The organism is Litoreibacter halocynthiae, assembly GCF_004365635.1.
GTDB classification, from domain to species: domain Bacteria; phylum Pseudomonadota; class Alphaproteobacteria; order Rhodobacterales; family Rhodobacteraceae; genus Litoreibacter; species Litoreibacter halocynthiae.
This window is the reverse complement of sequence record NZ_SOBH01000002.1, coordinates 22,782-46,840: the sequence shown is the minus strand read 5'-3', so window position 1 is coordinate 46,840 and position 24,059 is coordinate 22,782. Positions and strand designations below refer to the sequence as shown.

22 protein-coding genes are annotated in these 24,059 nt (G+C 61.4%); 21 read left to right on the top strand and 1 reads right to left on the bottom strand.

Annotated features, from left to right (window positions below; translation table 11 throughout):
• Positions 1-75 precede the first annotated feature (75 nt).
• The 14 genes from BDE40_RS07415 (at position 76) to BDE40_RS07350 (ending at position 12,860) form a co-directional block, all read left to right on the top strand.
• Entirely contained in the window at positions 76-1,098 is a 1,023-nt protein-coding gene (locus BDE40_RS07415; RefSeq protein WP_134013840.1) for a carbohydrate ABC transporter permease, read from the top strand.
• Positions 1,099-1,109: 11 nt separating this feature from the next.
• Complete coding sequence (locus tag BDE40_RS07410) at positions 1,110-1,991, top strand: carbohydrate ABC transporter permease (protein ID WP_073139539.1); 882 nt, start codon at positions 1,110-1,112, stop codon at positions 1,989-1,991.
• Positions 1,992-2,002: 11 nt separating this feature from the next.
• A complete protein-coding gene (locus BDE40_RS07405; RefSeq protein WP_134013839.1) occupies positions 2,003-3,055 on the top strand; it encodes an ABC transporter ATP-binding protein in 1,053 nt (350 codons plus the stop codon).
• Positions 3,055-3,540 carry an ester cyclase gene (locus BDE40_RS07400; protein ID WP_134013838.1) on the top strand — a complete coding sequence of 162 codons (486 nt, stop codon included), beginning with the start codon at positions 3,055-3,057 and terminating at the stop codon, positions 3,538-3,540. Before BDE40_RS07405 ends, BDE40_RS07400 begins: the two co-directional genes overlap by 1 nt.
• A 12-nt stretch (positions 3,541-3,552) precedes the next feature.
• The gene (gene hisD / locus BDE40_RS07395; RefSeq protein ID WP_134013837.1) at positions 3,553-4,884 is read left to right on the top strand and encodes a histidinol dehydrogenase; all 1,332 of its coding nucleotides are present in this window, start codon (positions 3,553-3,555) and stop codon (positions 4,882-4,884) included.
• Positions 4,881-5,645 carry an SDR family NAD(P)-dependent oxidoreductase gene (locus BDE40_RS07390; protein ID WP_134013836.1) on the top strand — a complete coding sequence of 255 codons (765 nt, stop codon included), beginning with the start codon at positions 4,881-4,883 and terminating at the stop codon, positions 5,643-5,645. Before hisD ends, BDE40_RS07390 begins: the two co-directional genes overlap by 4 nt.
• Positions 5,645-6,658 carry a LacI family DNA-binding transcriptional regulator gene (locus tag BDE40_RS07385; RefSeq protein WP_211342415.1) on the top strand — a complete coding sequence of 338 codons (1,014 nt, stop codon included), beginning with the start codon at positions 5,645-5,647 and terminating at the stop codon, positions 6,656-6,658. The genes BDE40_RS07390 and BDE40_RS07385 overlap by 1 nt, the downstream gene beginning before the upstream one ends.
• 3 nt (positions 6,659-6,661) lie before the next feature.
• On the top strand, positions 6,662-7,672 hold the full coding sequence (locus BDE40_RS07380) for a nuclear transport factor 2 family protein (RefSeq protein WP_134013835.1): 1,011 nt from the start codon (positions 6,662-6,664) through the stop codon (positions 7,670-7,672).
• Positions 7,669-8,640: a nuclear transport factor 2 family protein gene (locus BDE40_RS07375; protein ID WP_134013833.1), complete on the top strand. Its 972-nt coding sequence runs from the start codon at positions 7,669-7,671 to the stop codon at positions 8,638-8,640. Before BDE40_RS07380 ends, BDE40_RS07375 begins: the two co-directional genes overlap by 4 nt.
• A gap of 138 nt (positions 8,641-8,778) precedes the next feature.
• Positions 8,779-9,747 (top strand): cupin domain-containing protein, encoded by a 969-nt coding sequence (locus BDE40_RS07370; RefSeq protein WP_134013832.1) that lies wholly within the window; start codon positions 8,779-8,781, stop codon positions 9,745-9,747.
• Positions 9,744-10,346 carry a class I SAM-dependent methyltransferase gene (locus BDE40_RS07365; RefSeq protein WP_134013831.1) on the top strand — a complete coding sequence of 201 codons (603 nt, stop codon included), beginning with the start codon at positions 9,744-9,746 and terminating at the stop codon, positions 10,344-10,346. The genes BDE40_RS07370 and BDE40_RS07365 overlap by 4 nt, the downstream gene beginning before the upstream one ends.
• Before the next feature lie 11 nt (positions 10,347-10,357).
• Positions 10,358-11,479, top strand: coding sequence for a cobalamin-independent methionine synthase II family protein (locus BDE40_RS07360; protein WP_134013830.1), 1,122 nt, complete (start codon positions 10,358-10,360; stop codon positions 11,477-11,479).
• Positions 11,476-12,171 carry an alpha/beta fold hydrolase gene (locus BDE40_RS07355; RefSeq protein ID WP_134013829.1) on the top strand — a complete coding sequence of 232 codons (696 nt, stop codon included), beginning with the start codon at positions 11,476-11,478 and terminating at the stop codon, positions 12,169-12,171. The genes BDE40_RS07360 and BDE40_RS07355 overlap by 4 nt, the downstream gene beginning before the upstream one ends.
• Entirely contained in the window at positions 12,168-12,860 is a 693-nt protein-coding gene (locus tag BDE40_RS07350) for an RraA family protein (protein WP_134013828.1), read from the top strand. The genes BDE40_RS07355 and BDE40_RS07350 overlap by 4 nt, the downstream gene beginning before the upstream one ends.
• Before the next feature lie 17 nt (positions 12,861-12,877).
• On the opposite strand, the gene BDE40_RS07345 is transcribed toward BDE40_RS07350, so the two are convergent.
• Entirely contained in the window at positions 12,878-14,617 is a 1,740-nt protein-coding gene (locus BDE40_RS07345; RefSeq protein ID WP_134013827.1) for a serine protease, read from the bottom strand.
• 190 nt (positions 14,618-14,807) lie between these two features.
• Here BDE40_RS07345 and BDE40_RS07340 point away from each other — a divergent pair, with 190 nt between their 5' ends.
• The 7 genes from BDE40_RS07340 to folP all read left to right on the top strand — a co-directional run bounded on the left by BDE40_RS07340 (position 14,808) and on the right by folP (position 24,041).
• Positions 14,808-15,749 carry a glycine--tRNA ligase subunit alpha gene (locus BDE40_RS07340; RefSeq protein ID WP_134013826.1) on the top strand — a complete coding sequence of 314 codons (942 nt, stop codon included), beginning with the start codon at positions 14,808-14,810 and terminating at the stop codon, positions 15,747-15,749.
• A complete protein-coding gene (locus BDE40_RS07335) occupies positions 15,746-16,270 on the top strand; it encodes a DUF6446 family protein (RefSeq protein WP_134013825.1) in 525 nt (174 codons plus the stop codon). Before BDE40_RS07340 ends, BDE40_RS07335 begins: the two co-directional genes overlap by 4 nt.
• A 1-nt stretch (position 16,271) precedes the next feature.
• Positions 16,272-18,503: a glycine--tRNA ligase subunit beta gene (glyS, locus tag BDE40_RS07330; RefSeq protein ID WP_134013824.1), complete on the top strand. Its 2,232-nt coding sequence runs from the start codon at positions 16,272-16,274 to the stop codon at positions 18,501-18,503.
• Between the two features lie 76 nt (positions 18,504-18,579).
• Complete coding sequence (locus BDE40_RS07325) at positions 18,580-21,156, top strand: putative PEP-binding protein (protein WP_134013823.1); 2,577 nt, start codon at positions 18,580-18,582, stop codon at positions 21,154-21,156.
• 160 nt (positions 21,157-21,316) lie between these two features.
• Positions 21,317-21,988 (top strand): cell wall hydrolase, encoded by a 672-nt coding sequence (locus BDE40_RS07320; RefSeq protein WP_246030384.1) that lies wholly within the window; start codon positions 21,317-21,319, stop codon positions 21,986-21,988.
• 103 nt (positions 21,989-22,091) lie between these two features.
• Entirely contained in the window at positions 22,092-23,030 is a 939-nt protein-coding gene (locus BDE40_RS07315; RefSeq protein WP_134013822.1) for a dihydroneopterin aldolase, read from the top strand.
• A gap of 9 nt (positions 23,031-23,039) precedes the next feature.
• Positions 23,040-24,041 (top strand): dihydropteroate synthase, encoded by a 1,002-nt coding sequence (folP, locus tag BDE40_RS07310; protein ID WP_134013821.1) that lies wholly within the window; start codon positions 23,040-23,042, stop codon positions 24,039-24,041.
• Positions 24,042-24,059 lie beyond the last annotated feature (18 nt).

Sequence of the window (24,059 nt, the reverse complement as noted above, 5' to 3'; positions counted from 1 at the left end):
AAGGGCGCGCCGCCCTGACACCGTCACGCGTCGCGCCCTTTTCACTGCCCCCATTCACAACAGGCAGCTCAAGCTATGAAACACAGTTCATTCTTCTGGTTCGTTCTCCCGTCCACCTTGTTGATGTTGGCCTTTATCGCCTTTCCGATCGTGTCGGTCGTCAGCCAGTCCTTTTACTCCGCCCATGAGCAGGTAGTCGTTCAGGTCAAAAACTGCGGGCCGTTCGGCTGCACGATGGAAACCTCGGTCGACCAAGAGGCCACCGCCGCTATCCGCGAAGCCGAGCCCTTGGGCAAATTCGCGGGATTGGACATCTACACAGACCGCAACCATCTGGCCTTTGGCGAAGTGGCTGCGGCTTGGGTGAACTCGGACGGGCTGCCGGATTTCGGGCGCAGCTTGATGAACCTGCCATTCTACAAGGCGTTGGGGTTTACCTTGACCTACACGGCCATCGTGACGCCGCTGACCATCCTTTTGGGGTTCTTCGTCGCCATTGCCGTCAACTCCGTCGCCAAGGCCCTGAAAGGCCCGACGATCTTTTTCTCGCTGCTGCCGATGATCGTGACACCGCTTGTGGGGTCGCTGATCCTGTTCTGGATGGTGGATGCGCGCGGTATTCTGGGGACCGGATTGCAATGGCTGACGGATGACCCGAACCTATCGGTCAAGGCGTCAACGGGGCTGATGTGGATCATGCTTATGGTCTACGGGGTCTGGCACGCGGCCCCTTTCGCCTTCGTCGTGTTCTATGCGGGGCTTCAAACGGTCAACACCGACACGCTGGAATCCGCAATGGTTGACGGGGCAACCCGTTGGGAGCGTATCCGATTTGTCGTGGTGCCGCATCTGTTGCCGCTGGTGACCTTCGTGGCGCTGATCCAGCTAATGGACAACTTCAGGGTGTTCGAGCCGATTGTCAGTTTTCAGGCCTCGGCGCATGCCACGTCGCTGTCCTATGCGATCTACAACGACCTTGGGGGCGAGACGCGCTTGCTGTCCTCGGCCGCTGCAACATCGGTGCTGACCATCATCGGCATTGCCATACTTCTCTCGCCGGTCCTTGTTCGGACATGGCGCGACTTTGACCGCAAGTAGGGGGGCAAGATATGTCCAGCAAAGCTACACGCCAACCACCCACGATCCGGATCATGGCGACCTCGTTTCTGGTGATCTGGCTGCTCGTCGCCGCCTTCCCGTTCCTGTGGACGCTGTGGGGATCGTTCAAGGTCGAGGGGGATTTCTTCTCCAAGGCCAATTGGGCCAATGCCCTGTTCGGCACCCTGACACAGGCCGAAACCGGGGGCAGCTTCACCGGTGCCGGCTATGAGGGCGCTTGGGTGCAGGAAGAATTCTGGCGTGCGGCGCTGAACACCACGATTGTATGTGTGTTCGTTGTGACCGTCTCGCTGACCTGCGGCACGCTGGGGGGCTACGCCCTTGCGCGCTCGACCCACCGCTATGCGTTCTGGTTCCTGCTGTTCGCGCTGATGTTCCGCGCCATGCCGCCGATCACGCTGGTCTCGGGCTACCTGCTGCCGTTCTTCGAATGGAACCTTTGGGGCCATCTTTACACGACCGTGATCGTGCTGGTGGCGATCAACCAGCCGTTTACCCTGTGGATGCTGCATTCGTTCTTCAAGAACATCCCCAAGGATCTGGACGAAAGCGCCATGGTCGATGGCTGCACGCGGTTTCAGGCTTTCCGCCACGTGATCATTCCGGTGATGTGGCCGGGGGTCATCACGACGGGTCTGTTCAGCTTCCTGCTGGCCTATAACGACTTTGCCGTGACCACCATGCTGCTGAGCAAAGAGAACCAGACCATGATACCCAAGATCGCAAGTTTCCTTGGCACCACACAAACCAAGGGTAACGTCATGTTCGCCGTGTCGGCAGTTGTCTCTGCGACGGCGCCGCTTTTCGTGATGGTTATGTTCTTCCAACGTCAAATCGTAAGCGGGCTGACCGCTGGCGCCGTCAAAGGATAAAGGGGCTCACAATGGCCAGACTTCAACTCAAAAACGTCAACAAGCGTTGGGGCTCCTTCATCGGTGTCGACAACTTCAACCTCGACATTGCAGATGAGGAATTCCTTGTGCTGCTGGGGCCATCAGGCTGCGGCAAGTCCACGACCATGCGGATGATTGCAGGGCTGGAAGATGTGACCGATGGCGAGATCATTCTAGGCGACCGTGTCGTCAACGATCTGGAGCCGAAGGACCGCGACATCTCCATGGTGTTCCAGTCCTACGGTCTCTACCCGAACCTGACTGTCTACGAGAACATCCGCTTCCCGCTGCGCGTGCGCAAGGTGCCGAAGGAAAAGCACGACGAGATGGTGATGAAGGCGATCCATATGACCGAACTGGAAGACTTCATGCACCGCCGTCCCGCCGAGCTGTCCGGTGGCCAACGCCAGCGGGTCGCCTTGGGACGCGCGATTGTGCGCAAGCCCACGGTGTTCCTGATGGACGAGCCGTTGTCGAACCTCGACGCCAAGTTGCGTGTCAGCACGCGGGCGCAGATCAAAAACCTGCAATCGAAACTGAAGACCACGACTGTTTACGTGACCCACGACCAGATCGAGGCCATGACCTTGGCGGACCGTGTGGTGGTGATGAACGCAGGCAAGATCCAGCAGGTCGGCACGCCGACGGATATCTATGACATGCCTGCCAACACCTTTGTGGCCAGCTTCATTGGCTCGCCCGCAATGAACCTTGTCGAAGGCGCGCTGGAGGGTGGCACCTTTACCGGAGAGGGCATCAGGGTCGAAGGCCTGCCCACCGGTCCGTCCGGCAACGTCACGCTGGGCTTTCGTGCCGAGGATGCAGAGATCGTCGACACAGGCGGGCAAATCTCCGCGCCGATGTATTCGATCGAATTGCTGGGAGAGGCGTCGATGATCACTTGGCGGCTTGGCGGCGCTTTGGTGTCAATCAAGACCAACAAGGAATACCGCGCCGAGATAGGTGACGTCGTGCAGGCCAGCATTCCGGCCAGCATTTGCCACCTGTTCGACACGGCTTCGGGCGAAAGGATTGCGCTGTAATGACACCGACAGAACAGGCCGAGGCAACCCGTCAGGTCATCTTGCGGATGGAGGCAGCCCTTGGGGCCAATTCCAACGACATGGCCGCCCATTTCCACGAAGATTTCCGCTGGATGGGCAACCAGGGCTGCGGCACCAAGCCGGATTTGCAGGCGTTTCGCAACAACTGGCAATTGCCCATTCGCGCCGCGTTTACAGAGCGGGACTACAAAACCGACCGCTTCATTTGCGAAGGCGAATGGGCGTCGTGCTTCGGTCATATCGAAGCGACCCATTCCGGCACGTTCATGGGGATCGAGGCGACCGGCAAGCGGGTCAAAATCCATTACATGGATTTTTGGAAGGTCGAGGACGGGCGGATCAAGGACAACTGGGTCTCCGTCGATTTCCCCTCAGTTTTAGCCCAGCTGGGCCGCGACGTATTCGATGGCCACGGTTGGGAGCATTACGACGACGGCACCGTCACGCCGCAACATCCGAAATAAGGACGCAAGACAATGACCATTCGCCACCTGAAAACCGCCCGCTCCGAAGCTGCCCGTGCAGAAGATGACGCCAAGGTACGTGCCATCGTCGAAGACGGGTTGAAGGCGATTGAAGCCCGTGGCGACGCAGCGGTGCGGGAAATGGCCGAGAAGTTCGATAATTATAGCCCTGCCAGCTACCGTCTGTCCGACGAAGACATCCAGTCCATTATCGCCAAGGTGTCCGACCGCGACATGGCTGACATCCGGTTTGCGCAAGACCAAGTGCGCAATTTTGCGCAGGCGCAGCGGGACTCGATGCTTGATATCGAGGTCGAGCCGATGCCGGGCGTGATCCTTGGCCACAAGAATATTCCCGTGCAATCGGTGGGCTGCTACGTGCCGGGTGGCAAGTTCCCCATGGTGGCCTCCGCCCACATGTCCGTCGCCACCGCCAGCGTCGCCAAAGTGCCGCGCATTGTGGCCTGCACGCCACCCTTTAAGGGCGAGCCGAATCCGGCGGTGATCGCCGCGATGCACATGGGCGGCGCGCATGAGATCTACGTGCTGGGTGGTATCCAAGCCGTCGGAGCCATGGCCATCGGCACCGAAACGATAGAGCCTGTCCATATGCTGGTCGGCCCGGGCAACGCATTTGTCGCCGAAGCCAAACGCCAATTGTTCGGCCGCGTTGGTATCGACCTGTTCGCAGGCCCGACCGAGACCATGGTGATCGCCGACGAGACCGCCGCAGATGGCGAGCTGTGCGCCACCGACCTGCTGGGGCAGGCGGAGCATGGCTACAACTCGCCCGCCGTGCTGCTGACCAACTCCGAGAAACTCGCCAAAGACACTCTGGCCGAGATCGAACGCCTGCTGAAAATTATCCCCACGGCTGACACTGCTGGCAAAAGCTGGGAAGACTACGGCGAGGTGATCGTCTGCGACACCTATGACGAGATGCTGGCCGTTGCCGACGACATCGCATCCGAGCATGTGCAGGTGATGACCGACCGCGACGACTGGTTCCTTGAACACATGACCTGCTACGGCGCTCTGTTCCTCGGGCCGCGCACCAATGTCTCCAATGGTGACAAGGTGATCGGCACAAACCACACGCTGCCCACCAAAAAGGCGGGGCGGTATACGGGTGGCTTATGGGTAGGCAAGTATCTGAAAACACATAGCTATCAGAAGATCACGACCGATGAAGCTGCCGCCGAGATCGGTGCCTACGGCTCGCGTCTGTGCCTCTTGGAAGGTTTTGTCGGTCATGCCGAGCAATGCAACGTCCGCGTGCGCCGCTATGGTGGCATCAATGTGCCTTATGGCGGGGCAGCGCCTTACAAGGACGCCGCAGAATGAGCCTTCCCAAGACACCCTCGTTCAACCTCTCCGGCAAACGCGCGCTGGTCACAGGCGCGTCCTCTGGCATAGGTCTTGCCTGTGCCGTAGCACTGGCCGAGGCGGGGGCCGAAGTCACGCTGGCAGCACGCTCCGCTGAGAAATTGGAAACCACCGCGCAAGAATTGCGCGAGGCGGGTTTCAAGGCGGAAACGATGCCGTTGGACGTGTCGGACATCGCGGCCATGCAAGCCGCCGTGACGCAAGCTCGCCCGTTCGACATACTGGTGAACTCCGCCGGCCTCGCCATCCACAGCCCCGCATTGGAAACACAGGAAGATGACTTCGACCGCGTGTCGGATCTGAACTTCAAGGGCGCGTATTTCCTGACCACCGCCGTGGCCAAAGGCCTGATAGCGGAGGGAAAGCCCGGCTCGCTCATCAACATCACCAGCCAGATGGCCCATGTCGGCGGTATCGACCGCGCGGTCTATTGCGGCACCAAACACGCGGTGGAAGGCTTCACCAAAGCCATGGCGATCGAGTGGGGGCCGCAGGGTATCCGCGTCAACACCATCTGCCCGACCTTCATTCGCACGCCCCTGACCGAAAGCACGTTCGACAACCCCGAACGGGTCAAATGGATCGAGGAAAAGATCAAGCTGGGCCGCGTGGGCGAGGTCACCGACATTATGGGGCCGGTGGTTTATCTGGCCTCGGATGCATCTGCGCTAATGACAGGGACCCACATGCTGATCGACGGCGGATGGACGGCAGATTGATGCCACGCAAAATCACCTCCCTTCAGGTCGCTGAACGCGCAGGGGTCAGCCAGTCGGCTGTCAGCCGTGTGTTCACCCGTGGCGCCTCCGCGTCGCCGGCGACCGCAGCGAAGGTGAAGAAGGCTGCGGCGGAGCTGGGATATCGTCCCAATGCCATGGCCCGCGCGATGATCACCGGCAAAAGCCGAATGATCGGGTTGGTGGTCGCCTATCTGGAAAACCAGTTCTACCCCGAAGCGGTGGAGCGGCTGTCAAACGCCCTGCAAGAACGAGGGTATCATGTGCTGATGTTCATGGCGTCCCCTACAGCGGGCGATGACGTGCAGTCGGTCATGGAGGAAATTCTGGATCATCAGGTCGAGGGGATCGTGCTGGCCTCGGTGTCCATGTCCTCCAGCCTCAGCACCCGCTGCGCGGAACACGGCATCCCCGTGGTGCTGTTCAACCGTGAGCAGGACGACCCGCGCATGTCTGCGGTCACCACCAACAACTACGGTGGCGGCTTCGCAATCGGTACCCATTTTGCGGAGCTTGGTCATACCCGCATCGGCTACATCGCCGGATTCGAGGGTGCATCCACCCAGCGGGACCGCGAACACGGCTTCCGTGACGGCTTGGCCGCCGCTGGTCTGGAATTGTCGTCGCGTGAGGTCGGCAACTTCATCTATGCCGACGCTCGCGCCGCGGCGCTGGAGATGTGCGCAGGCACTGACCGGCCCGAGGCCATTTTCGTGTGCAACGACCACATGGCGTTCGCCGTCATGGACGCATTGCGCTTCAAATTGGGGTTGCGGGTGCCCGAAGATATCAGCGTCGCAGGCTTCGACGACGTGCCGATTGCTGCGTGGCCCGCTTACGATCTGACCAGCTACCGCCAGCCGATCAACCGAATGGTCGCGCAGACAGTCGAGGCGCTGATGCAGCGGATAGAGGACCCCACGCGCCCTGCGCACAGGGCGAAACTGGAAGGGGCGTTGATCCTGCGTGGATCGACCGCTCCGGCAAAAGGATAGGATATGCGCGGCTTTGACAGCAAATGGCGTGACGTTCCCGATTTCATCATCGGTATCACCAAGGAAATCTGGGAGGACCGCGAAATCGGCTCCCTGCGCAAGCGATATGCGGACGGGTTGATCGTGCGGTCTCCGGCGTCGGTGGTGGTCGACAATTCGCGGGTCATTGCTGCGACCATGACGACGCTGGCCGAGTTCCCCGACCGTGAGTTGCTGGGCGAGGACGTGATCTGGTGCGATGACCCCGAAGGTGCCACCGAAACCTCCGACGCCTTCCTGTCCTCGCACCGCCTCTATTGCACCGCTACGCATACACATCCGGGCATGTATGGCGCGCCCACCGGACGGCGCTTTGCCTACCGCATCCTTGCCGACTGCGCGATCCGTGATGACGCGGTCTATGACGAATGGCTGGTGCGCGACCAGTCCGCTATCGTGCAGCAGATGGGGGCGGATGTTGTCGACTGGACCCGCGACCTTATCGCCCGCGAGGGTGGGCCGGAGCATTGTGTGAAACCCATGACCCCCGCCAATGACGTGCCCGGACCCTACACCCGAACGGGTAACGACAACGAATGGGGCGAACGCTACGCTGATACGTTGCGCTCGATCATGGCGGCAGACATGCAGGTGATCCCCAAACGCTATGACCGCGCCTGTGCGTTACATTACCCAGCCGCGCATGATGCGATGGGATGGGCCGAGGCGGACCAGTTCTGGATGAGCCTGCGTGCGGCGTTTCCGGATGCGGCGTTCACCATTGACCATGTCATCGGCCGCGACGACCCGTTGATGCCCCCGCGCGCGGCGGTCCGCTGGTCGCTTCATGGCAGGCATTCCGGCTGGGGTCGCTTCGGCACGCCTACGGGGGCCGAGGTCTACATCATGGGCATCAGCCACGCCGAGTTTGGCCCTTTCGGCACCGGCGAGCCGACCATCCGCCGTGAATACACATTGATTGATGAAACAGCGATCTGGAAACAGATATTGCTCCAGACAGGACAGCACGAATGAAGGGCTTCTCGAATCAGTTCAAGGACTTGCCGGACTACATTATCAAGATCACCAAAGAGATTTGGGAGGACCGCGGCCTTGCCACCTTGCATCACTATTACGGCAAGGAGATCCCGATGCGGTTCCCGTCGGGACTGGTGACGGGCAACGCAAGCGTGATAGACGGGACGCTGGCGACGCTAGCCGAATTCCCCGACCGCTACCTGCTGGGCGAGGACGTGATCTGGTCGCAAGACGGCGACCGCTACCTGTCTTCGCACCGCATTGTGACGGGCGGCACGCATACGGGTCACGGGGCGTTCGGGCCTCCGACAGGGCGCAAGTTTCAGGTCCGCACCATCGCCGATTGCGCGGCCAAGGATGATGTCATCGACGACGAATGGCTGATCCGCGACGTCGGCGGCATCGCACGGCAGTTGGGCTGGGACCCGAAAGACTACGCCGCGTGGCAGATCGAGCAGGAAGGCGGGCCGGATAAGTGTACGCGGCCTTTCCATCCGTCGCATGACGTTGACGGCCCTTACATGGGACGCGGCAATGACAACGAGTGGGGTGCCAAGCTGGCAGGCATCCTGCAACGGATCATGGACAAGGACTTCACCGTCATCCGCAGCGAATACGACCGCGCGGTCTGCACCGAGCATTGGGGCGCGCGCAACGGCTGGTCTTGGGACTTCCCCGAGACCGACTGGATGCGCCTGCGCTCAAGCTTCCCGACGGCCAAGTTTGAAATCCACCATGTCATCGGCCGCTCCGACGCTGGCACGCCCAACCGTGCCGCCGTGCGTTGGTCACTGACCGGCAAGCATAGCGGGCCGGGCTATTTCGGCGCACCGTCAGGGGCCGAGGTGCACGTCATGGGCATCACCCACGCCGAATGGGGTGAATGGGGCCTGCGCCGCGAGTTCACGCTGATCGACGAAGTGGCGATCTGGAAGCAGATATTGCTGCATCAAGGCGCGCAGTGATGTTGCAACGCGCCCGCTCGCTTTTGCCCGTGCACGGGTTCTTGGAGAGCCGCAGGGCGCGCAGGCTGAATTTGCGCCCGCCGTCAGGGTGGGCGCAAGTCAAAAACATCCCTATATAATTTCAGTCAGGAACACATCATGACACCTCAAGACATGGAAGCCCGCATCGTTCGCTACGGCGATCTGCAACCCTGCAAAACCGCCTTCATCGACGCCCACACGCCGGGCAGCGACCAGAAGGAAAACTTCACCATCATCGGCGGCGGGGTCTCTGAATCCCCCGACCAGCACGTCCATATCGCCATCCCCCACGGGTTCAACATCGGCGCCGCGGGCCAGCCGCCCCATTGCCGCAACTCGCTTCACAATCACCGCACGGCGGAGGTGTTCTTCATCCTCAAAGGCCGCTGGCGCTTCTTCTGGGGCGAGCATGGCGATCTGGGCGAAGTGGTGATGGAGGAGGGCGATATCTTCAACATCCCCACAAACATCTTCCGCGGCTTCGAGAATATCGGCACGGATTACGGGATGATCATGGCCATTCTGGGCGGTGACGACGCGGGCGGTGGCGTGATCTGGGCGCCGCATGTGATCAAGGACGCCAAGGCGCACGGCTTGGTGCTGGGCGACAACGGCAAGCTCTACGACAGCAAGAAGGGCCAAAACCTGCCAGACGGCATCAAGCCCATGCCGCTGTTGACGCAAGACGAGTTGGACAAGGTCGACAAACCCACCCCGATGGACGTGATCGGCGGCTATGTGCGGCGCTATCTCGACATGAAGGCGCTAGGGCGCAGCGGCAAGCCGGTCAAGGTGATCGGCGAAAAGGGCCTGATCCGCGACAAGCCCGGTTTCGAAGTCGATCTGATCACCCGCGAAAGTGCTTCCGAGGAGAAGCACAAGCATGACCGCCCGTCGGTGCTGATGCCCATGCATGGCCACTGGCGCGTCGACTATGACGGCGGGTCGGTCACTCTGGCCCCCGGCGACACCATGTCGGTGCCTGAAAACCTGATGCACACCGCCGTGCCGTCAATGACCGGAGAGGCGTCGCTGTATCACGTGGTTGCCACTGACGACGCCGCCGGAGCAACCTGGAAGGGATGACCGCCCTCTCGGATAAAACGCAAGCGGTCTACGAGGCCAATGCTGATGCCTATGACAAGGCGCGAACACGGACGCTTCACGAGGCGCGCTGGTTGGCGCGTTTCGGGGCGGCGGTGCCGCATAAAGGTAGCGTATTGGATCTGGGCTGCGGCGCTGGTGAGCCAATCGCAAGTTGGCTCATCGCCGAGGGTTTTGATCTGACAGGCGTCGATTTCTCCGACGCGATGCTTGATATCGCCCGCGCGCGCTGGCCTGACGGGGATTGGCGTGAAGGCGACATGCGTGCGCTGGATTTGGGCAAGCGCTTTGACGCGATCATCGCGTGGAACAGCTTCTTCCACCTGACGCAGGACGAACAACGCGCCTGCTTGCCCCGTCTGGCAGCGCATCTCAACAAGGGGGGCACGTTGATGGTGACCGTCGGGCCGGACGCAGGCGAGACGACGGGAGACGTGGCAGGCGACACGGTTTACCACGCCAGCCTGTCACCCATGGAATATGTGCAAATTCTAGACGCAAACGGGCTGCGTCTTACGGCCTATATCGCCGAGGACCCGGACTGCAACCGCCACTCGGTTCTGATGGCGCGTAAAGATTGAAAGGAAACCAGATGAACGTCAAAACAACCCACGTGGGGTCGCTGCCACGCACGCAAGAGGTGGTCGATTTCATTTTCGCCCGCGAGAATGGCGAGAACTACGACGCAGACGCTTTCGATAAAGCGATGACAGAAGCGGTCAGCGACACCGTGGCCAAGCAGAAGGCCGCTGGGGTGGATATCGTCTCGGATGGGGAAACCTCAAAGATCAGCTATGCCACCTATGTCAAGGACCGCTACACCGGCTTTGACGGCGACAGCCCGCGCAACGCGCCTGCTGATTTGAAGAAATTCCCCAGTTTCCTGAAGCGTCTGGCCGATGACGGCGGCACGCCGCAATATGCGCGGCCCATGTGTGTGGGCGAGGTGAAGTCCAAGGGGCAGGGGGAGCTGGAAAAGGACATCAGCAATCTCAAGGCTGCGATGGCGGAGCATGGCGTTGAGCGGGGCTTCATGAACGCGGCGTCGCCGGGGGTGATTTCGCTGTTCCTGCAAAACGACCACTACAAAACGCGGGAGGCTTATCTGGCCGCGTTGGCCGACGCCATGAAGGCGGAATACGAGACCATCGTGGCATCGGGCCTTGACCTGCAACTGGATTGCCCCGACTTGGCCCTGTCGCGGCATATGCTGTTTAACGATCTGTCGGATGACGAATTCCTGAAGGTCGCGGCCAGCCATGTGGAGGCGTTGAACCATGCGCTGCAAGACGTGCCCGCCGAGAAGGTGCGGGTGCATATCTGCTGGGGCAATTACGAGGGCCCGCATGTCTGCGACATCCCCATGTCCAAGATGTTCGACACGTTGATGGCGACCAAATCGCGCTATGTGTTGTTCGAGACCTCCAACCCGCGCCACGGCCATGAATGGGCCGTGTTCCGCGACCGCAAGGCGGATATTCCGGACAACAAGGTGCTGGTGCCGGGCGTGGTGGACACGACGACGAACTTCGTCGAGCATCCTGATCTGGTGGCAGAACGTATTCGTCGCTTCGTGGATATCGTCGGCGCGGATAGGGTCGTTGCAGGATCCGATTGCGGGTTTGGTACCTTTGCGGGCTTTGGCGCAGTAGACCCTGAGATTGCCTATGCCAAGCTGGGCGCATTGGCCGAAGGGGCGGCGCAGGTGCGATGACGCCGCTTGTCTTTTTGCCCGGCATGATGTGCGACGCGCGACTGTTCGCGCCTCAAATCGCTGCGTTCTCCGTCGACCGTGCGGTGCAGGTAGCACCGATTGGCGGGGCAGATAACGTGGCGGACTTGGCGGCGGAGGTGCTGGCCCATGCGCCACCACGTTTTGCGCTGGCCGGACTGTCCATGGGCGGGATCGTGGCGATGGAGGCGTTTCGCCAAGCGCCCGACCGGATCGACCGGATCGCGTTTCTGGACACCAACCCCAAGGCCGAAGCCGATGCAGTTGCAAAGGGCCGCGAGCCGCAGATCGCGCGGGCAAAAGCAGGTGAGTTGCGCACCATCATGCGCGACGAGATGAAGCCGCGCTATCTGGCGGACGGGCCGAACCGTGCTGCCATCCTTGATCTGTGCATGGACATGGCGGACGCCCTTGGGCCGGAGGTGTTCGTGCGTCAGTCCCACGCGTTGCAAACGCGGCCCGACCAACAAGACACGCTGCGTCAGATCGAGGTGCCGACACTGGCACTGTGCGGGCGGGAGGATACTTTGTGCCCGATCCATCGCCACGAGCTGATCTGCTCGCTCGTGTCCAGTGCGACATTGGAGATTATCGACGGTGCAGGTCACTTACCCACACTTGAACAACCCGACGCGACAAACGCGGCCTTGAACCGCTGGCTGGAGATATCATGAACGACAGTTTGCTAACTCTGCTGCGCAGCGTCGACACGCCGACGGTTTGCAACGCCATTGAGGTTGCCCAAGGCAAACGGGGTTTTAACGATTTCACCCGTGGCACGATGCTGATCAACGAGCCGACCGGCGTGGTCGTGGGCTATGCGAGCACCGCGAAAATTGCCGCTGTATTGCCTCCGACTGAACCATCAGAGGTCATCCGCACGCGGCGCATGGCCTACTACAAGCAAATGGCGGAGGCGCCACAGCCCTCCGTCTGCGTGGTTGAGGACGAGGATTATCCGAACGCCGTCGGAGCTTTTTGGGGCGAGGTCAACACCGAGGTTCACAAAGGGCTCGGCATTTCCGGCACGCTAACAAACGGGGTCATGCGTGATCTGGGTGACATGGCTCCGGACTATCCGGTGGTGGCGGGCAGCATCGGGCCGAGCCACGGCTTCGTGCATGTGACCGCGCTGGACGTGCCGGTGAGGGTGTTCGGTTTGACCGTGCGTCCCGGTGATCTGGTTCATGCGGACCGGCACGGGGCCGTGGTCGTGCCGCCGGAGGTGATCGACCATCTGGAAGCTGCGATCCGAAAGATGCAGGACACCGAGCATCTGGTGCTGGGTCCGGCCCGCGAGAAGGGCTTTAACTTTGCCAAGTTCGAAGCCGCGTGGGAGGCCTTCGAGAAGGCCCGAACGTAAGGGGATTAGCCCAAGGCTTATTCCCAGCAGCCGACGAGCACGGTCATATCTGTGCCCAAAACCACGATATCTTCGGCGTCCAGTTGCGCTGTGTCCTCGGAGGCTGCGGCGGTGATGCCGTTTTCGCTGAGGAAGGTTGCCAGCTCGCTGGCTTTCAACGAAAAGCGCACCGCACTGGGCAGGGCTTTGCCGGTCAGATCGTGGTCGACCAACATGCCGGAGACAGCTCCGGTCATATCCAGCACCGGCCCGCCAACGTCACCGGGCAGGGCGTCAAGGTCCAGACGGGACAGTTCGGCTTCGCCCCCAAGACCTTTGAGGTCTTCCAGCGTGCCATAGGTCAGTGTTGGCGCGTCCAGCGCCCCTTCGTAGGAATATCCCGCCACGGCAACCGGGGCGCGCAGACGACCGATCGACGTCGTAAAACGGGCATAGTTGAGCGGCACAAGGCTGGTCGACGGCTCCAGCAGGGCCAAGCCGTTGCCTGTGGCCTTGACGGTGGCCTCGTAGGTGTCATCGAGCGTGATGCGACCGCAAGACGCGACAGCCTCGGCGGTGGTCAGAACATGGCCGCGCCCGTCCACATAAAATCCGGACCGTGACAGCGCAGGCTTGCGCACGTCGAGGCCCGACAAAAGATCCACCCCTTGCGCAGCTGCATCCGACAAATCAGGTGTCAGGGTGCCTTCGGTGATGACCATGCTGTCTTGCATAATTTCGATCACCCGAGCCATGTCAGCCGCCTTGGCGGGGGGGTAGACCAGCGTGAAGCCTTTGACATAGCCGCCTTCGGCACGGGCATAGGTGTAGGAATGGATGTCGTCGCCTTGCCCCGTCAGGGTGAAAGAGCGCCGTCCTTTGGACCGCTCGCCTTCCAGCGGTACGATTTCCAGCGTTTGCATGATCTCGTAGAGGCCAAACAGCGTGTTTTCGTCACCGGGTTGCGAGATCAGCAACGCCTCGATGCCGGAGCCGTCTTTTTCGCGGTACTGCACAAACGGGTATTCGTATTTGTCGAATTCCACGAGGCCGATCGGCATGGTGATCTCGATGCCGGCTTTTACCTCATTGACCTGACCCAGACCCAATGCGGCCAGCGCACTGGTGTAATTGTCCATCAGCACCTTGCGCTGCTTGGTGGTCAGGATGCCTGTCACCTCATAGCCGTTGTTCTTTTGCCATTCCGCCATAGAGCCGCGCGTGCCGCGTCCGAAAGAGCCATCGATGGCGGAGTTGTAGAAGCCGAACCATTGCATAGCGACTTGCAGCTCTTTTTTCTGGTCACGGCTTAGCAGCGCTTCCGAGGCGCGGGCCTCGCGCGGGGTTTCGTCTAGATCAACGGGGGCTGCCGGAACCACAGGTGTCGGGATCGCTTCTGGCGCAGTCGTGTCTGGTGCAGGTTGCACCGGTGTTGCGGGCGCAATGTTTGTTGCACCAGCACCAATGGGCCAGAACCGCTGGCGGTACGGGCCGTTGTCGGAAATATAGCTGTCGCGCGGGATGATGCCCGCGCCGCGCAATTCGCGTAACTTGGATTGCGCCTCGGCAACGCTGTAGGGGCCAAGCGTCAGGGCATACCAGCCGGAGCGCAGGCGAAACCCGTTCACATCCTTCAGCGCCGAGCTATACGCCCGTGCACGCTCCTCGGCGGTGCGCAGGTCTGGTAGCGCCTCAACCTGCACCCAAGACTGGGCTGCGGCGGAAAACGCGACGCCTGACGCTGTCAGAAACAAGGCTGCAAAAATACTGCGCGACATACTCAAATCCCCATTGGTCCGACGGGCGATCTGCGTGCCGCCCCGAATCTTATCTGGCGCAAGTTATCACTTAGGGCGGCGGGCGCATCTGAAAAGGTCGTGTTCACGGGGTTCTTTGGGTGGTTCTGTTGATTGACCCCCCCACACGGGTTGCCTATTGAGAGGCCAAACGAACTTCAGGGCGAGCATCATGGCCGAAAAGCTGCAAAAACCGCGCTCCTTTCAGGAGATCATTATGCGTCTGCAAAGCTACTGGGCGGCGCAGGGCTGCGCGGTGCTGCAACCTTATGACATGGAAGTGGGGGCAGGGACGTTCCACCCCGCCACGACGCTGCGCGCGCTGGGCTCCATGCCGTGGTCTGCGGCCTATGTGCAACCGTCCCGCCGCCCCACCGACGGGCGCTATGGCGACAGCCCGAACCGCTGGCAGCACTACTACCAGTATCAGGTGATCATCAAACCTTCGCCGCCGGATTTGCAGGCGCTGTATCTCGGCTCGCTGGAGGCCATCGGCATCGACATGAAGATGCACGACATCCGCTTCGTCGAGGACGACTGGGAAAGCCCGACGCTGGGCGCTTGGGGCTTGGGCTGGGAGGTCTGGTGCGACGGCATGGAAGTGTCGCAGTTCACCTATTTCCAGCAGGTGGGCGGGCATGACTGCAAGCCGGTGTCAGGCGAGCTGACCTACGGGCTGGAGCGCCTCGCCATGTATGTTCTGGGCTTCGACGACGGCAACGAGATGCCCTTCAACGACCCCGACGCGCCGATCCCGCTGACCTATGGCGACGTGTTCCGCGAGGCGGAGGCGCAATATGCCCGCTGGAACTTCGACGTGGCCGACACCGACACGCTGCTGCAACACTTCAAGGACGCGGAGGCCGAGTGCGCCCGCATCCTCGCCCAGCCCGCAGACGACCCCAAAACTGGACGCCGCATCGTCATGGCGCAGCCCGCCTATGATCAAGCCATCAAGGCGTCGCACGTGTTCAACTTGCTGGATGCGCGCGGGGTGATCTCGGTCACCGAACGCCAAGCCTATATCGGGCGGGTGCGAACGCTGGCGGTGGCCTGTGCGGATGCCTTCGTGCAGACAAAAGCGGGCGGTTACACGCCGGAAAACGCGGCATGAATGGCAAATATATCGGGATCGGGCTGATGGTCATTGCATTGATTGCAGGCGCGAGCCTCTACTACCTGCAGGTCTACCACTACTACGCGAAGGTGGAGACGCCCGACGCGGTGCAGTTGGTTTCCGTCGTCACGGGCGAGCCGGAGGAGATCATCGCGGACGAGATCACAGCGATCGACGCCACGTCTTCGCCCATCCGCTACCGCGCGTGTTTCAGCACGCCCATGTCCCATTCCATGCTGACGGAAACCTATCAGTTGGCCGACGGGGCGATCCCCCTGACCGCGCCCGACTGGTTTGACTGCTTCAACGCGACCGAAATAGGGACGGCGCTGGAAGACGGCACCGCGCTGGCCTTCCTTGGCAAGGAAAACATCGAATACGGGGTGGACCGCATCGTGGTCATCTTCGAGGACGGGCGCGGCTATGTGTGGCAGCAGCTCAATGATTGCGGGCAAAAGGCCTATGACGGCACCGCCGTCGGCCCCGAATGCCCGGCACGACCGACAGAAAGCAACTGATATGCCTGATCTTCTGATCGAACTCTTCTCCGAGGAAATTCCCGCCCGCATGCAGGGCAAGGCCGCCGCTGATCTGAAAAAACTGGTCACCGATGGCTTGGTCGAGGCGGGGCTGACCTATGCCTCCGCCGGTGCGTTCTCGACGCCGCGCCGCTTGGCGCTGTCGGTGGAAGGCTTGCTGGCCGCGTCGCCCGCCGTCAAGGAAGAACGCAAAGGCCCCAAGGTCGGCGCACCGGAGCAGGCGCTAGCGGGCTTCCTGCGCGGGGTCGGATTGACGCAGGACCAGCTGGAGGCCCGCGACGACAAGAAGGGCCAAGTCTGGTTCGCCGTGATCGACAAGCCGGGTCGCCCTGCGTCCGAGATCGTGGCGGAGGTGCTGGAGCAGACCGTGCGCAATTTCCCTTGGCCGAAGTCGATGCGATGGGGGGACGGTACTTTGCGGTGGGTGCGTCCGTTGCATTCCATTCTGTGCATTCTGTCCGATGAGGCTGGTGCAGAGGTCGTTGATCTGGATATCGACGGGATCAGGTCGGGCGACACCACGCACGGCCACCGCTTCATGGCGCCGGATGCATTTTCGGTAACATCTTTCGATGATTACGCGGCGAAGCTAAGGCGGGCCAAGGTGGTTCTGGATGCCTCAGAGCGGGCCGATCACATCTGGGCGGAGGCCACGAATCAGGCGTTCGCACAAGGCATGGAGGTGGTCGAGGATCGCGGGCTTTTGACCGAGGTCGCAGGGCTGGTTGAATGGCCAGTGGTCCTGCTGGGCAAGATCGAGGAGCAGTTCCTGGACCTGCCGCCGGAGGTGCTGAAAACCTCGATGAAAGAGCACCAGAAGTTCTTCTCGGTCAAGAACCCCAAGACGGGCCGGATCGAGCAATATGTGACCGTCGCCAATATCGAAACCGCCGATCAGGGTGCGACCATTCTGGCGGGCAACGGGCGGGTTCTGTCGGCGCGTTTGGCAGACGGGAAGTTCTTCTGGGAGAATGATCTGCGTGTAGCGAAGGCGGGGATGCAGCCTTGGATTGATGCGTTGGAGAATGTGACCTTCCACAACAAGCTGGGGTCGCAGAAAGAACGTATCGAGCGCATCGCCGCATTGGCGCGGGAGATTGCTCCGGCTGTGGGGGCTGATCCCGAGTTGGCAGAGCAGGCGGCGCGGGTCGCCAAGGCCGATCTGTCGTCCGAGATGGTTTATGAGTTTCCAGAACTTCAAGGGCTTATGGGGCGATATTACAGTGAGGCGGCAGGGCTTCCGGCCGAGGTTGCTGCGGCCTGCGAGGAACATTACTCGCCGCTAGGTCCATCGGATGATGTTCCAACTGCACCGGTGTCTGTAGCGGTCGCTTTGGCCGACAAGATCGACCTGCTGACGGGGTTCTGGGCGATTGACGAGAAGCCCACAGGCTCGAAAGACCCGTTTGCGCTGCGGAGGGCCGCGTTGGGGGTTATTCGGTTGGTATTGGAGAATAAAGTTTCGCTCAAGCTGACCCGTTTCATTGATGAGCAGCTATTGCGCATTGAAATGGGACTGGTCGAAGGCGATGCGTCGGATCAGGATATGCAATCTTTGCGCGACATTCTTAACGAGATTGCCGAGCATGGCGTATTTGGTGCGGCGCTGCATGCCGTCGTGGAACGCGGTGAAGACTCTCCGGGAGAAGCTGTTGAGAAAATTACTGCAGGGATGCAAGACAATGGTGATGACCTCCTTTCCTTCTTCCACGACCGTCTGAAGGTCTTCCTCAAGGACAAGGGTATCCGTCACGACATCATTGATGCATGCATCGCGATGGAGGGCAGTGAGGATCTGACCCTTCTGGTGAAGCGGGCAGAGGCGCTCTCGAAGACGTTGAAAACCGACGATGGCGAGAACCTGATTCAGGGGTTTAAGCGCGCCAACAACATCTTGTCGGCGGAGGAGGAGAAGGACGGCGTGTCCTACGAGTTGGACCCCGATCCGAAATTCGCCGAAAGCGACGAGGAAAAGGCGCTGTTCGCGGCGCTCGACCAAGCCGAGGCCACGATCAAGCCCGCGATGGCGCAGGAAGACTTCACCACCGCCATGGCGGCCATGGCCAAGCTGCGCGGGCCGATTGATGCGTTTTTCGAGGCCACTCAGGTGAACTCGGACAACCAGATCGTGCGCCGCAACCGGCTTTGCCTGCTGCACCGCATCCGCACCATTTGCGGCGGGGTGGCCGATCTGACCAAGATCGAAGGGTAACATCTGCCAAAAATCTGCGGTGTGCCGGCGCGTCGCCCTTGTTTGAACACTTAAGTTCCCTATGCTGCGCCGCAGTATGCTGGACCATTTGAACTTTGAGCTGATTACGCCCACCGCTGCTATCCACCGGAAGCTGCATGGCGCGCGGGCGAAATGCCTGCAGCGCCTTATCAGGCTGGATATGCCGGTGCCGGATACTGTGGCGATCTCGACCCCGACAGTGCGCTCGATTGCCAGTGGCCAACAACCTGAAATGAAACGGCTTCTGGAGCATTTCGGCAGCTGGCCGGTGCTCTCCGTGCGTTCGTCTCCCGTGCAGCCCGATTGGGGCGGGCCGGGGACGATCCTGAATATCGGCATGAATCGCACGAACGAGGCGTTTTTTGCGTCGAAGCTGGGTTCCAAAGCCGCAGCGGCGCTGCATCTGACGTTTATCCGTTCTTATGCTGTCGACGTGGCGCGGTTGGATGACGAGATGTTCGATATCCCGGACCTGACCGTCGACAAAGCCCTGACCGCCTATGAAGACGAAACCGAGGAAGCCTTCCCGCAGGATGTGGAAGTCCAGCTTTTCAACGTGTTGAAATCCATGTCGCGGGCGTGGGAGGGGACTTCCGCCCGACTTCTGCGTATGTCCAAAGGCGCGCCGGAAAACGCAGGGCTGGGACTGGTCGTGCAGCGTATGGCGTTTGGCATGGGCAAGGGCGAGAGCGGCTCTGGTGTGATCCAGTTCATCAATTCCGACAGTGGTGATCCGCAGGAAGTGGGCCGCTACAAGCGCCAGAGCCAAGGCCGCGACGCGTTGAGCGGGCCGCATGACGACACGATGTATCTGACCCGCGACGAGCGCGGCCCGTCGCTGGAGGAGTCGCAGCCGGATGTCTACGCGGAGCTGTGCCGCCTGGGCGATATCGGCCGTACCGGCCTGCGCGAGGAAATGCAGATCGAGTTTACCGTGGAGGGGGGCAAGCTGTTCATCCTTGATGCGGTGAACACCCCGCGGTCGGCCCGCGCGGAAGTGGCTGTGGCCACCGCCTTGGCCAATGACGATATCATATCGCGCGAAGATGCGGTGTTGCGGATCGAGCCGCGCGCGATTTCGGAACTGTTGCACCAACAGGTGGCCCCGAAGGTGAAGCGTGACCTGATTGCGCGCGGGATTGCCGCCAGCCCGGGGGCTGCCACGGGCAAGCTGGTGTTTGACTCGTTCGCCGCGCAGACCGCTGCGGCACAGGGCGAGGCGTGTATTCTGGTGCGCCGTGAAACCAGCCCCGAGGATGTGCGCGGCATGCACGCCGCCAAGGGTATCCTGACGGAACGGGGCGGGGCCAACGGCCATGCCGCCGTGATTGCGCGCGGGCTGGGGCTGCCTTGTGTGGCCGGAGCGACCGACGTTGACATCGACACGAAGGCCCGCACGCTGACCGCGTCTGACGGGCGGGTGTTTTCCGAAGGTGATATGGTGACGTTGGACGGCACCAAGGGGCAGGTCTTGGCGGGGGCCATGCCGATGATCGAGGCCGGCATTGGCGGCGCGTTCCGCGAGCTGCTGACATGGGCCGACGAGATGCGCGACATTGGCGTGCGAGCGAATGCCGACACGCCCGAGGATGCCGAAGTGGCAAGCCTGTTCAATGCCGAAGGCATCGGGCTGTGCCGAACGGAGCATATGTTCTTTGACGAAGACCGTCTGACCGTGTTGCGCGAAGCGATCTTTGCCGAGGACACCGAGGACCGCGCGGCGGCCTTGTCGCGCTTGCTGCCGATGCAACGCGCGGACTTTGCGGATATGTTCCGCATTATGGCACCGCGCCCCGTGTGTTTGCGTCTGTTCGATCCGCCCTTGCACGAATTTTTGCCCTCGACCCGCGCGGGCATCGTGGAATTGGCTGACGCGCTGGATATGAGTGCGCGTGAGGTGCAAGCCCGTGTGGATGATCTGTCCGAGGTCAACCCGATGCTGGGGATGCGCGGCGTGCGCCTTGGGATCACGGTGCCGGAGATTTACGAAATGCAGGCCCGCGCGATCTTCGAGGCGGCGATAGAGGCGTCCTCGGAGGGGGCCGTTGTGGTGCCGGAGGTGATGATCCCTCTGGTCTCGGCCAAGCGCGAAGTGGAGATCGTGAAATCCCGTATCGATGCGGTCGCGGCGGATGTGATGAGCGAAACCGGCCAGAAGCTGGAATACCGCCTCGGCGTGATGGTGGAGACCCCGCGCGCCGCTTTGCGCGCCGGTGACATCGCGACCCATGCCAGCTTCCTGAGCTTCGGGACGAATGACATGACCCAGATGACCTACGGGCTGTCGCGCGATGATGCGGGGCGCTTCATGTCGGACTATGTGAACCAGGGTGTCTTCCCCGAAGACCCGTTTCTGGCACTCGATCAGGACGGGGTCGGCGAGTTGCTGGCACTTGCGTCCGAGCGCGGGCGTCATGTGCGCTCCAAGCTGACTTTGTCGGTCTGCGGGGAGCATGGCGGCGACCCCGAAAGCATCGCGTTTTGCCGGTCTTTGGGGATGGATTACGTGTCCTGCTCGCCATATCGGGTCCCGATTGCGCGCTTGGCTGCAGCCCAGCTGGCGATTCGCCAACCGGTCAAAGAAGACGACATGTTCGAATTTCCCGAAGATGAAGGATTTGTCCCGCTCTAGGATGTTCCTACTACATCTTGAGGAATTTGGTTCAAATGTGGGCTAAGTGACGCGGGTTTTGACCAATGGGTAGATTTTTTAACGCTCCCGCACTAAATCACGCGGCTGACGGTCATCTGGCGTCCGTTGTAAATGGGGTAAGGCCCCAAGGCAGAGCGTAATGGGTTTTTGTAGTGCAGTGATCAAAGCGGCTGGAGCCGTGTGCGTTGTTTTGTCGATGGGGTCCGCATCCGCGGACGGTGTCGCATCCTCCTCTGCTGGGGCGTCGCTGGCCTTCAACTCGGCGTTGCTTAATGCCGAGCGTGTCCATCAGGAAGGTCTGGCGTCTTTGCAGCCGGAACGCCTGATTAAGATCTCTACACCTCTTGGGCGCCAAGGCGTGGGCTCCGGCAAATTGATCACCGACGCCAGCACGCTGCGCGCTTTGCCTGCCGCCACCGGCGGACCACAATGGCGCTGTCTGGCCGAAGCCTTGTATTTCGAAGCGCGCGGGGAAACCGTGAAAGGCCAGATCGCCGTGGCCGAAGTAATCTTGAACCGTGTATCTTCCTCGCGCTTTCCCGACACCGTTTGTGGCGTGATCAAGCAAGGCACAGGCCGTAAATACGCCTGCCAGTTCACCTATACCTGCGACGGGCGTCCCAAACATATCAGCGAGCCCGGCGCGTTTGACCGTGTGGGCAAAATTGCGCGCATGATGCTGAACGGCGCACCGCGTAAACTTTCTGGCGGGGCCACGTTCTACCACACGACTGCCGTGAACCCGCGTTGGGCGTCCAAGTTCCGCCGCACGGCGCGTCATGGGGTTCACCTGTTCTACGCACGCTCCTAAGCCTCGTAGACAGCAGTAAAAAGGTCGCAATTGGCCTGTTCGGGATGTGGCTTCGGCTGCTAGAGAACGCGCAACACTGCTTTGCGACCGGAAGGCCCGCCCTATGAGTTCCGACATCCGACTGGCCTTCGCGCACCCGTCCGAGCGTGCCGAGGCAACCTCTGGCAGCGAATTGCGCGACCGCATCTCCCTGCGCGACCATATTCGCGAGGTCGAGATCGGGGCCTTCCAGCAAGAACGTGGCACCCTGCAACGCATCTGCTTCAACGTCGTGGTCGAGGTGCGTCTGCCCGAGCTGACCGGCGCCGGCGGGGTGGATGACGATGTGGACAAGATTCTGTCCTATGACACCATCACCGAAGCGATTGACCGCGAGCTTCAGGCCGAACGGCTTAACCTGCTGGAAACGCTGGCCGCCAAAGTGGCCGAGGATATTCTGGCCGACCCCCGCGCCGCGCGGGTCTTCGTGCGCATCGAGAAGCTTGATCGCGGACCGGGTGCGCTTGGCGTCGAGATCGTGCGGGACCGCGAAATGATGAAAGGCGTGGCGGAGCACGCGACGGATGTCGCACCGCTGGTGGCGTTTTTGGGCAATGACGTGATCGGGTCGGATAACCTGACGGCTGCCTTGGACGCGTTGGAAAGTAGTGCGGTCCCCGTAATTCTGTGCGTTCCGATGGGCGCGACCCCCGCGCCACAAGCCGATCATCCGGCTGCACAACGCCGCATCGACCTGTTGGCGCTGGAGCAGAACGCATGGGTCTTGGCCGCGCGGGATCGTCGCTGCGTCGTGGTGTCGACCCGAACGGAGCTGGATTGGGCCATCAAACATGGCCAGATGAGCGTTTGGGCCCCGTCGAAGCTGGTGCTGGACGCGACCGATGGGCCGGACGCCGACACAACCGACGCAGTGGTTCTGGCGGACTGGCTGGCCGGAGAGTTCGCCGCAACCCGCACTGTCTCCATCGGGGATATGGCGCGCGGAGCAGGGGAGGTGATCACCTTGCCCGACTTGTTGGCATCGGGGCCATTGCTGCGGTAAGTACGGCCCATGTCAGTCTATTTTCGCCCGATCATCCAAACCGACCCGAAACTTCCCGCGGATGCGGTGCCGCTGCATGGCGGCCCGTTGTGGTTCAACATGGTGGAGCCGCTGGAGCGCGGTGCCCATCACGCCCTGATGCCTGTCGCTGAATTGCCGACGGCCTTGCTGGATCAACTGAGGGTGCCACGCGTGTTGCCCGGCCTGCCGAAAGACCGCGCGGCCTTGATGGGTGTGCTCAACGTCACGCCGGACAGCTTTTCGGACGGCGGAAAGTTCACCGCACCGGACGCCGCGATTGCCCACGCCCGAGCCATGGTCGCTGCCGGTGCCGACATTCTGGACATTGGCGGGGAAAGCACCCGTCCGGGGGCCGCATTGGTGCCCGAGGTCGAAGAGGTGGCGCGCACTGCGCCGATTATCACCGCGCTGCGCTCCGCTGGGGTAGCGGTGCCGATCTCCATCGACACGCGCAAGGCCGTGGTGGCCGAAGCCGCGTTGTCTGCGGGGGCCACCATGCTCAACGATGTCTCCGCGATGACCTACGACGCCGCGATGCCTGCCACGGCCGCGCGGTCCGGCGTGCCGGTTTGCCTGATGCATGCGCAGGGTGACCCTGAAACGATGCAAAAAGACCCGACATACGGGAATGTCCTGCTGGATGTGTATGACCATCTGGCCGAACGGGTTGCCGCCGCCGAAGCGGCTGGCGTGTCCAAAGACCGCATTATCGTCGACCCCGGTGTGGGCTTCGGCAAGACGCAGGCGCATAATTTGGCGCTGATCCGCGGCCTTAGCCTGTTCCATATGTTGGGCTGTCCGGTGCTGCTCGGGGTTTCACGAAAACGCTTCATTGGTAACATTGCCGGGGTGGAACGGGCGGAAGACCGCGCATCAGGCTCGGTATCCGTGGCGTTGGAGGGCATCCGGCAGGGTGTTCAGATCATCCGTGCCCATGATATAGAGGCGCATCAGCAGGCCTTCGCCCTCTGGCGGGCCATGCACACATAACCACAATCTTCGCGAGGA

Excerpts from the sequence above, each read along its gene's own strand:
- hisD (WP_134013837.1), top strand. The coding sequence starts at position 3,553 with ATGACCATTCGCCACCTGAAAACCGCCCGCTCCGAAGCTGCCCGTGCA.
- BDE40_RS07405 (WP_134013839.1), top strand. The coding sequence starts at position 2,003 with ATGGCCAGACTTCAACTCAAAAACGTCAACAAGCGTTGGGGCTCCTTC.
- BDE40_RS07350 (WP_134013828.1), top strand. The coding sequence starts at position 12,168 with ATGAACGACAGTTTGCTAACTCTGCTGCGCAGCGTCGACACGCCGACG.
- BDE40_RS07345 (WP_134013827.1), bottom strand. The coding sequence starts at position 14,617 with ATGTCGCGCAGTATTTTTGCAGCCTTGTTTCTGACAGCGTCAGGCGTC.
- BDE40_RS07320 (WP_246030384.1), top strand. The coding sequence starts at position 21,317 with ATGGGTTTTTGTAGTGCAGTGATCAAAGCGGCTGGAGCCGTGTGCGTT.
- BDE40_RS07375 (WP_134013833.1), top strand. The coding sequence starts at position 7,669 with ATGAAGGGCTTCTCGAATCAGTTCAAGGACTTGCCGGACTACATTATC.
- BDE40_RS07315 (WP_134013822.1), top strand. The coding sequence starts at position 22,092 with ATGAGTTCCGACATCCGACTGGCCTTCGCGCACCCGTCCGAGCGTGCC.
- BDE40_RS07385 (WP_211342415.1), top strand. The coding sequence starts at position 5,645 with ATGCCACGCAAAATCACCTCCCTTCAGGTCGCTGAACGCGCAGGGGTC.
- BDE40_RS07360 (WP_134013830.1), top strand. The coding sequence starts at position 10,358 with ATGAACGTCAAAACAACCCACGTGGGGTCGCTGCCACGCACGCAAGAG.
- folP (WP_134013821.1), top strand. The coding sequence starts at position 23,040 with ATGTCAGTCTATTTTCGCCCGATCATCCAAACCGACCCGAAACTTCCC.
- BDE40_RS07325 (WP_134013823.1), top strand. The coding sequence starts at position 18,580 with ATGCTGGACCATTTGAACTTTGAGCTGATTACGCCCACCGCTGCTATC.
- BDE40_RS07390 (WP_134013836.1), top strand. The coding sequence starts at position 4,881 with ATGAGCCTTCCCAAGACACCCTCGTTCAACCTCTCCGGCAAACGCGCG.
- BDE40_RS07370 (WP_134013832.1), top strand. The coding sequence starts at position 8,779 with ATGACACCTCAAGACATGGAAGCCCGCATCGTTCGCTACGGCGATCTG.
- BDE40_RS07380 (WP_134013835.1), top strand. The coding sequence starts at position 6,662 with ATGCGCGGCTTTGACAGCAAATGGCGTGACGTTCCCGATTTCATCATC.
- BDE40_RS07410 (WP_073139539.1), top strand. The coding sequence starts at position 1,110 with ATGTCCAGCAAAGCTACACGCCAACCACCCACGATCCGGATCATGGCG.
- BDE40_RS07335 (WP_134013825.1), top strand. The coding sequence starts at position 15,746 with ATGAATGGCAAATATATCGGGATCGGGCTGATGGTCATTGCATTGATT.
- BDE40_RS07400 (WP_134013838.1), top strand. The coding sequence starts at position 3,055 with ATGACACCGACAGAACAGGCCGAGGCAACCCGTCAGGTCATCTTGCGG.
- BDE40_RS07415 (WP_134013840.1), top strand. The coding sequence starts at position 76 with ATGAAACACAGTTCATTCTTCTGGTTCGTTCTCCCGTCCACCTTGTTG.
- BDE40_RS07355 (WP_134013829.1), top strand. The coding sequence starts at position 11,476 with ATGACGCCGCTTGTCTTTTTGCCCGGCATGATGTGCGACGCGCGACTG.
- BDE40_RS07340 (WP_134013826.1), top strand. The coding sequence starts at position 14,808 with ATGGCCGAAAAGCTGCAAAAACCGCGCTCCTTTCAGGAGATCATTATG.
- glyS (WP_134013824.1), top strand. The coding sequence starts at position 16,272 with ATGCCTGATCTTCTGATCGAACTCTTCTCCGAGGAAATTCCCGCCCGC.
- BDE40_RS07365 (WP_134013831.1), top strand. The coding sequence starts at position 9,744 with ATGACCGCCCTCTCGGATAAAACGCAAGCGGTCTACGAGGCCAATGCT.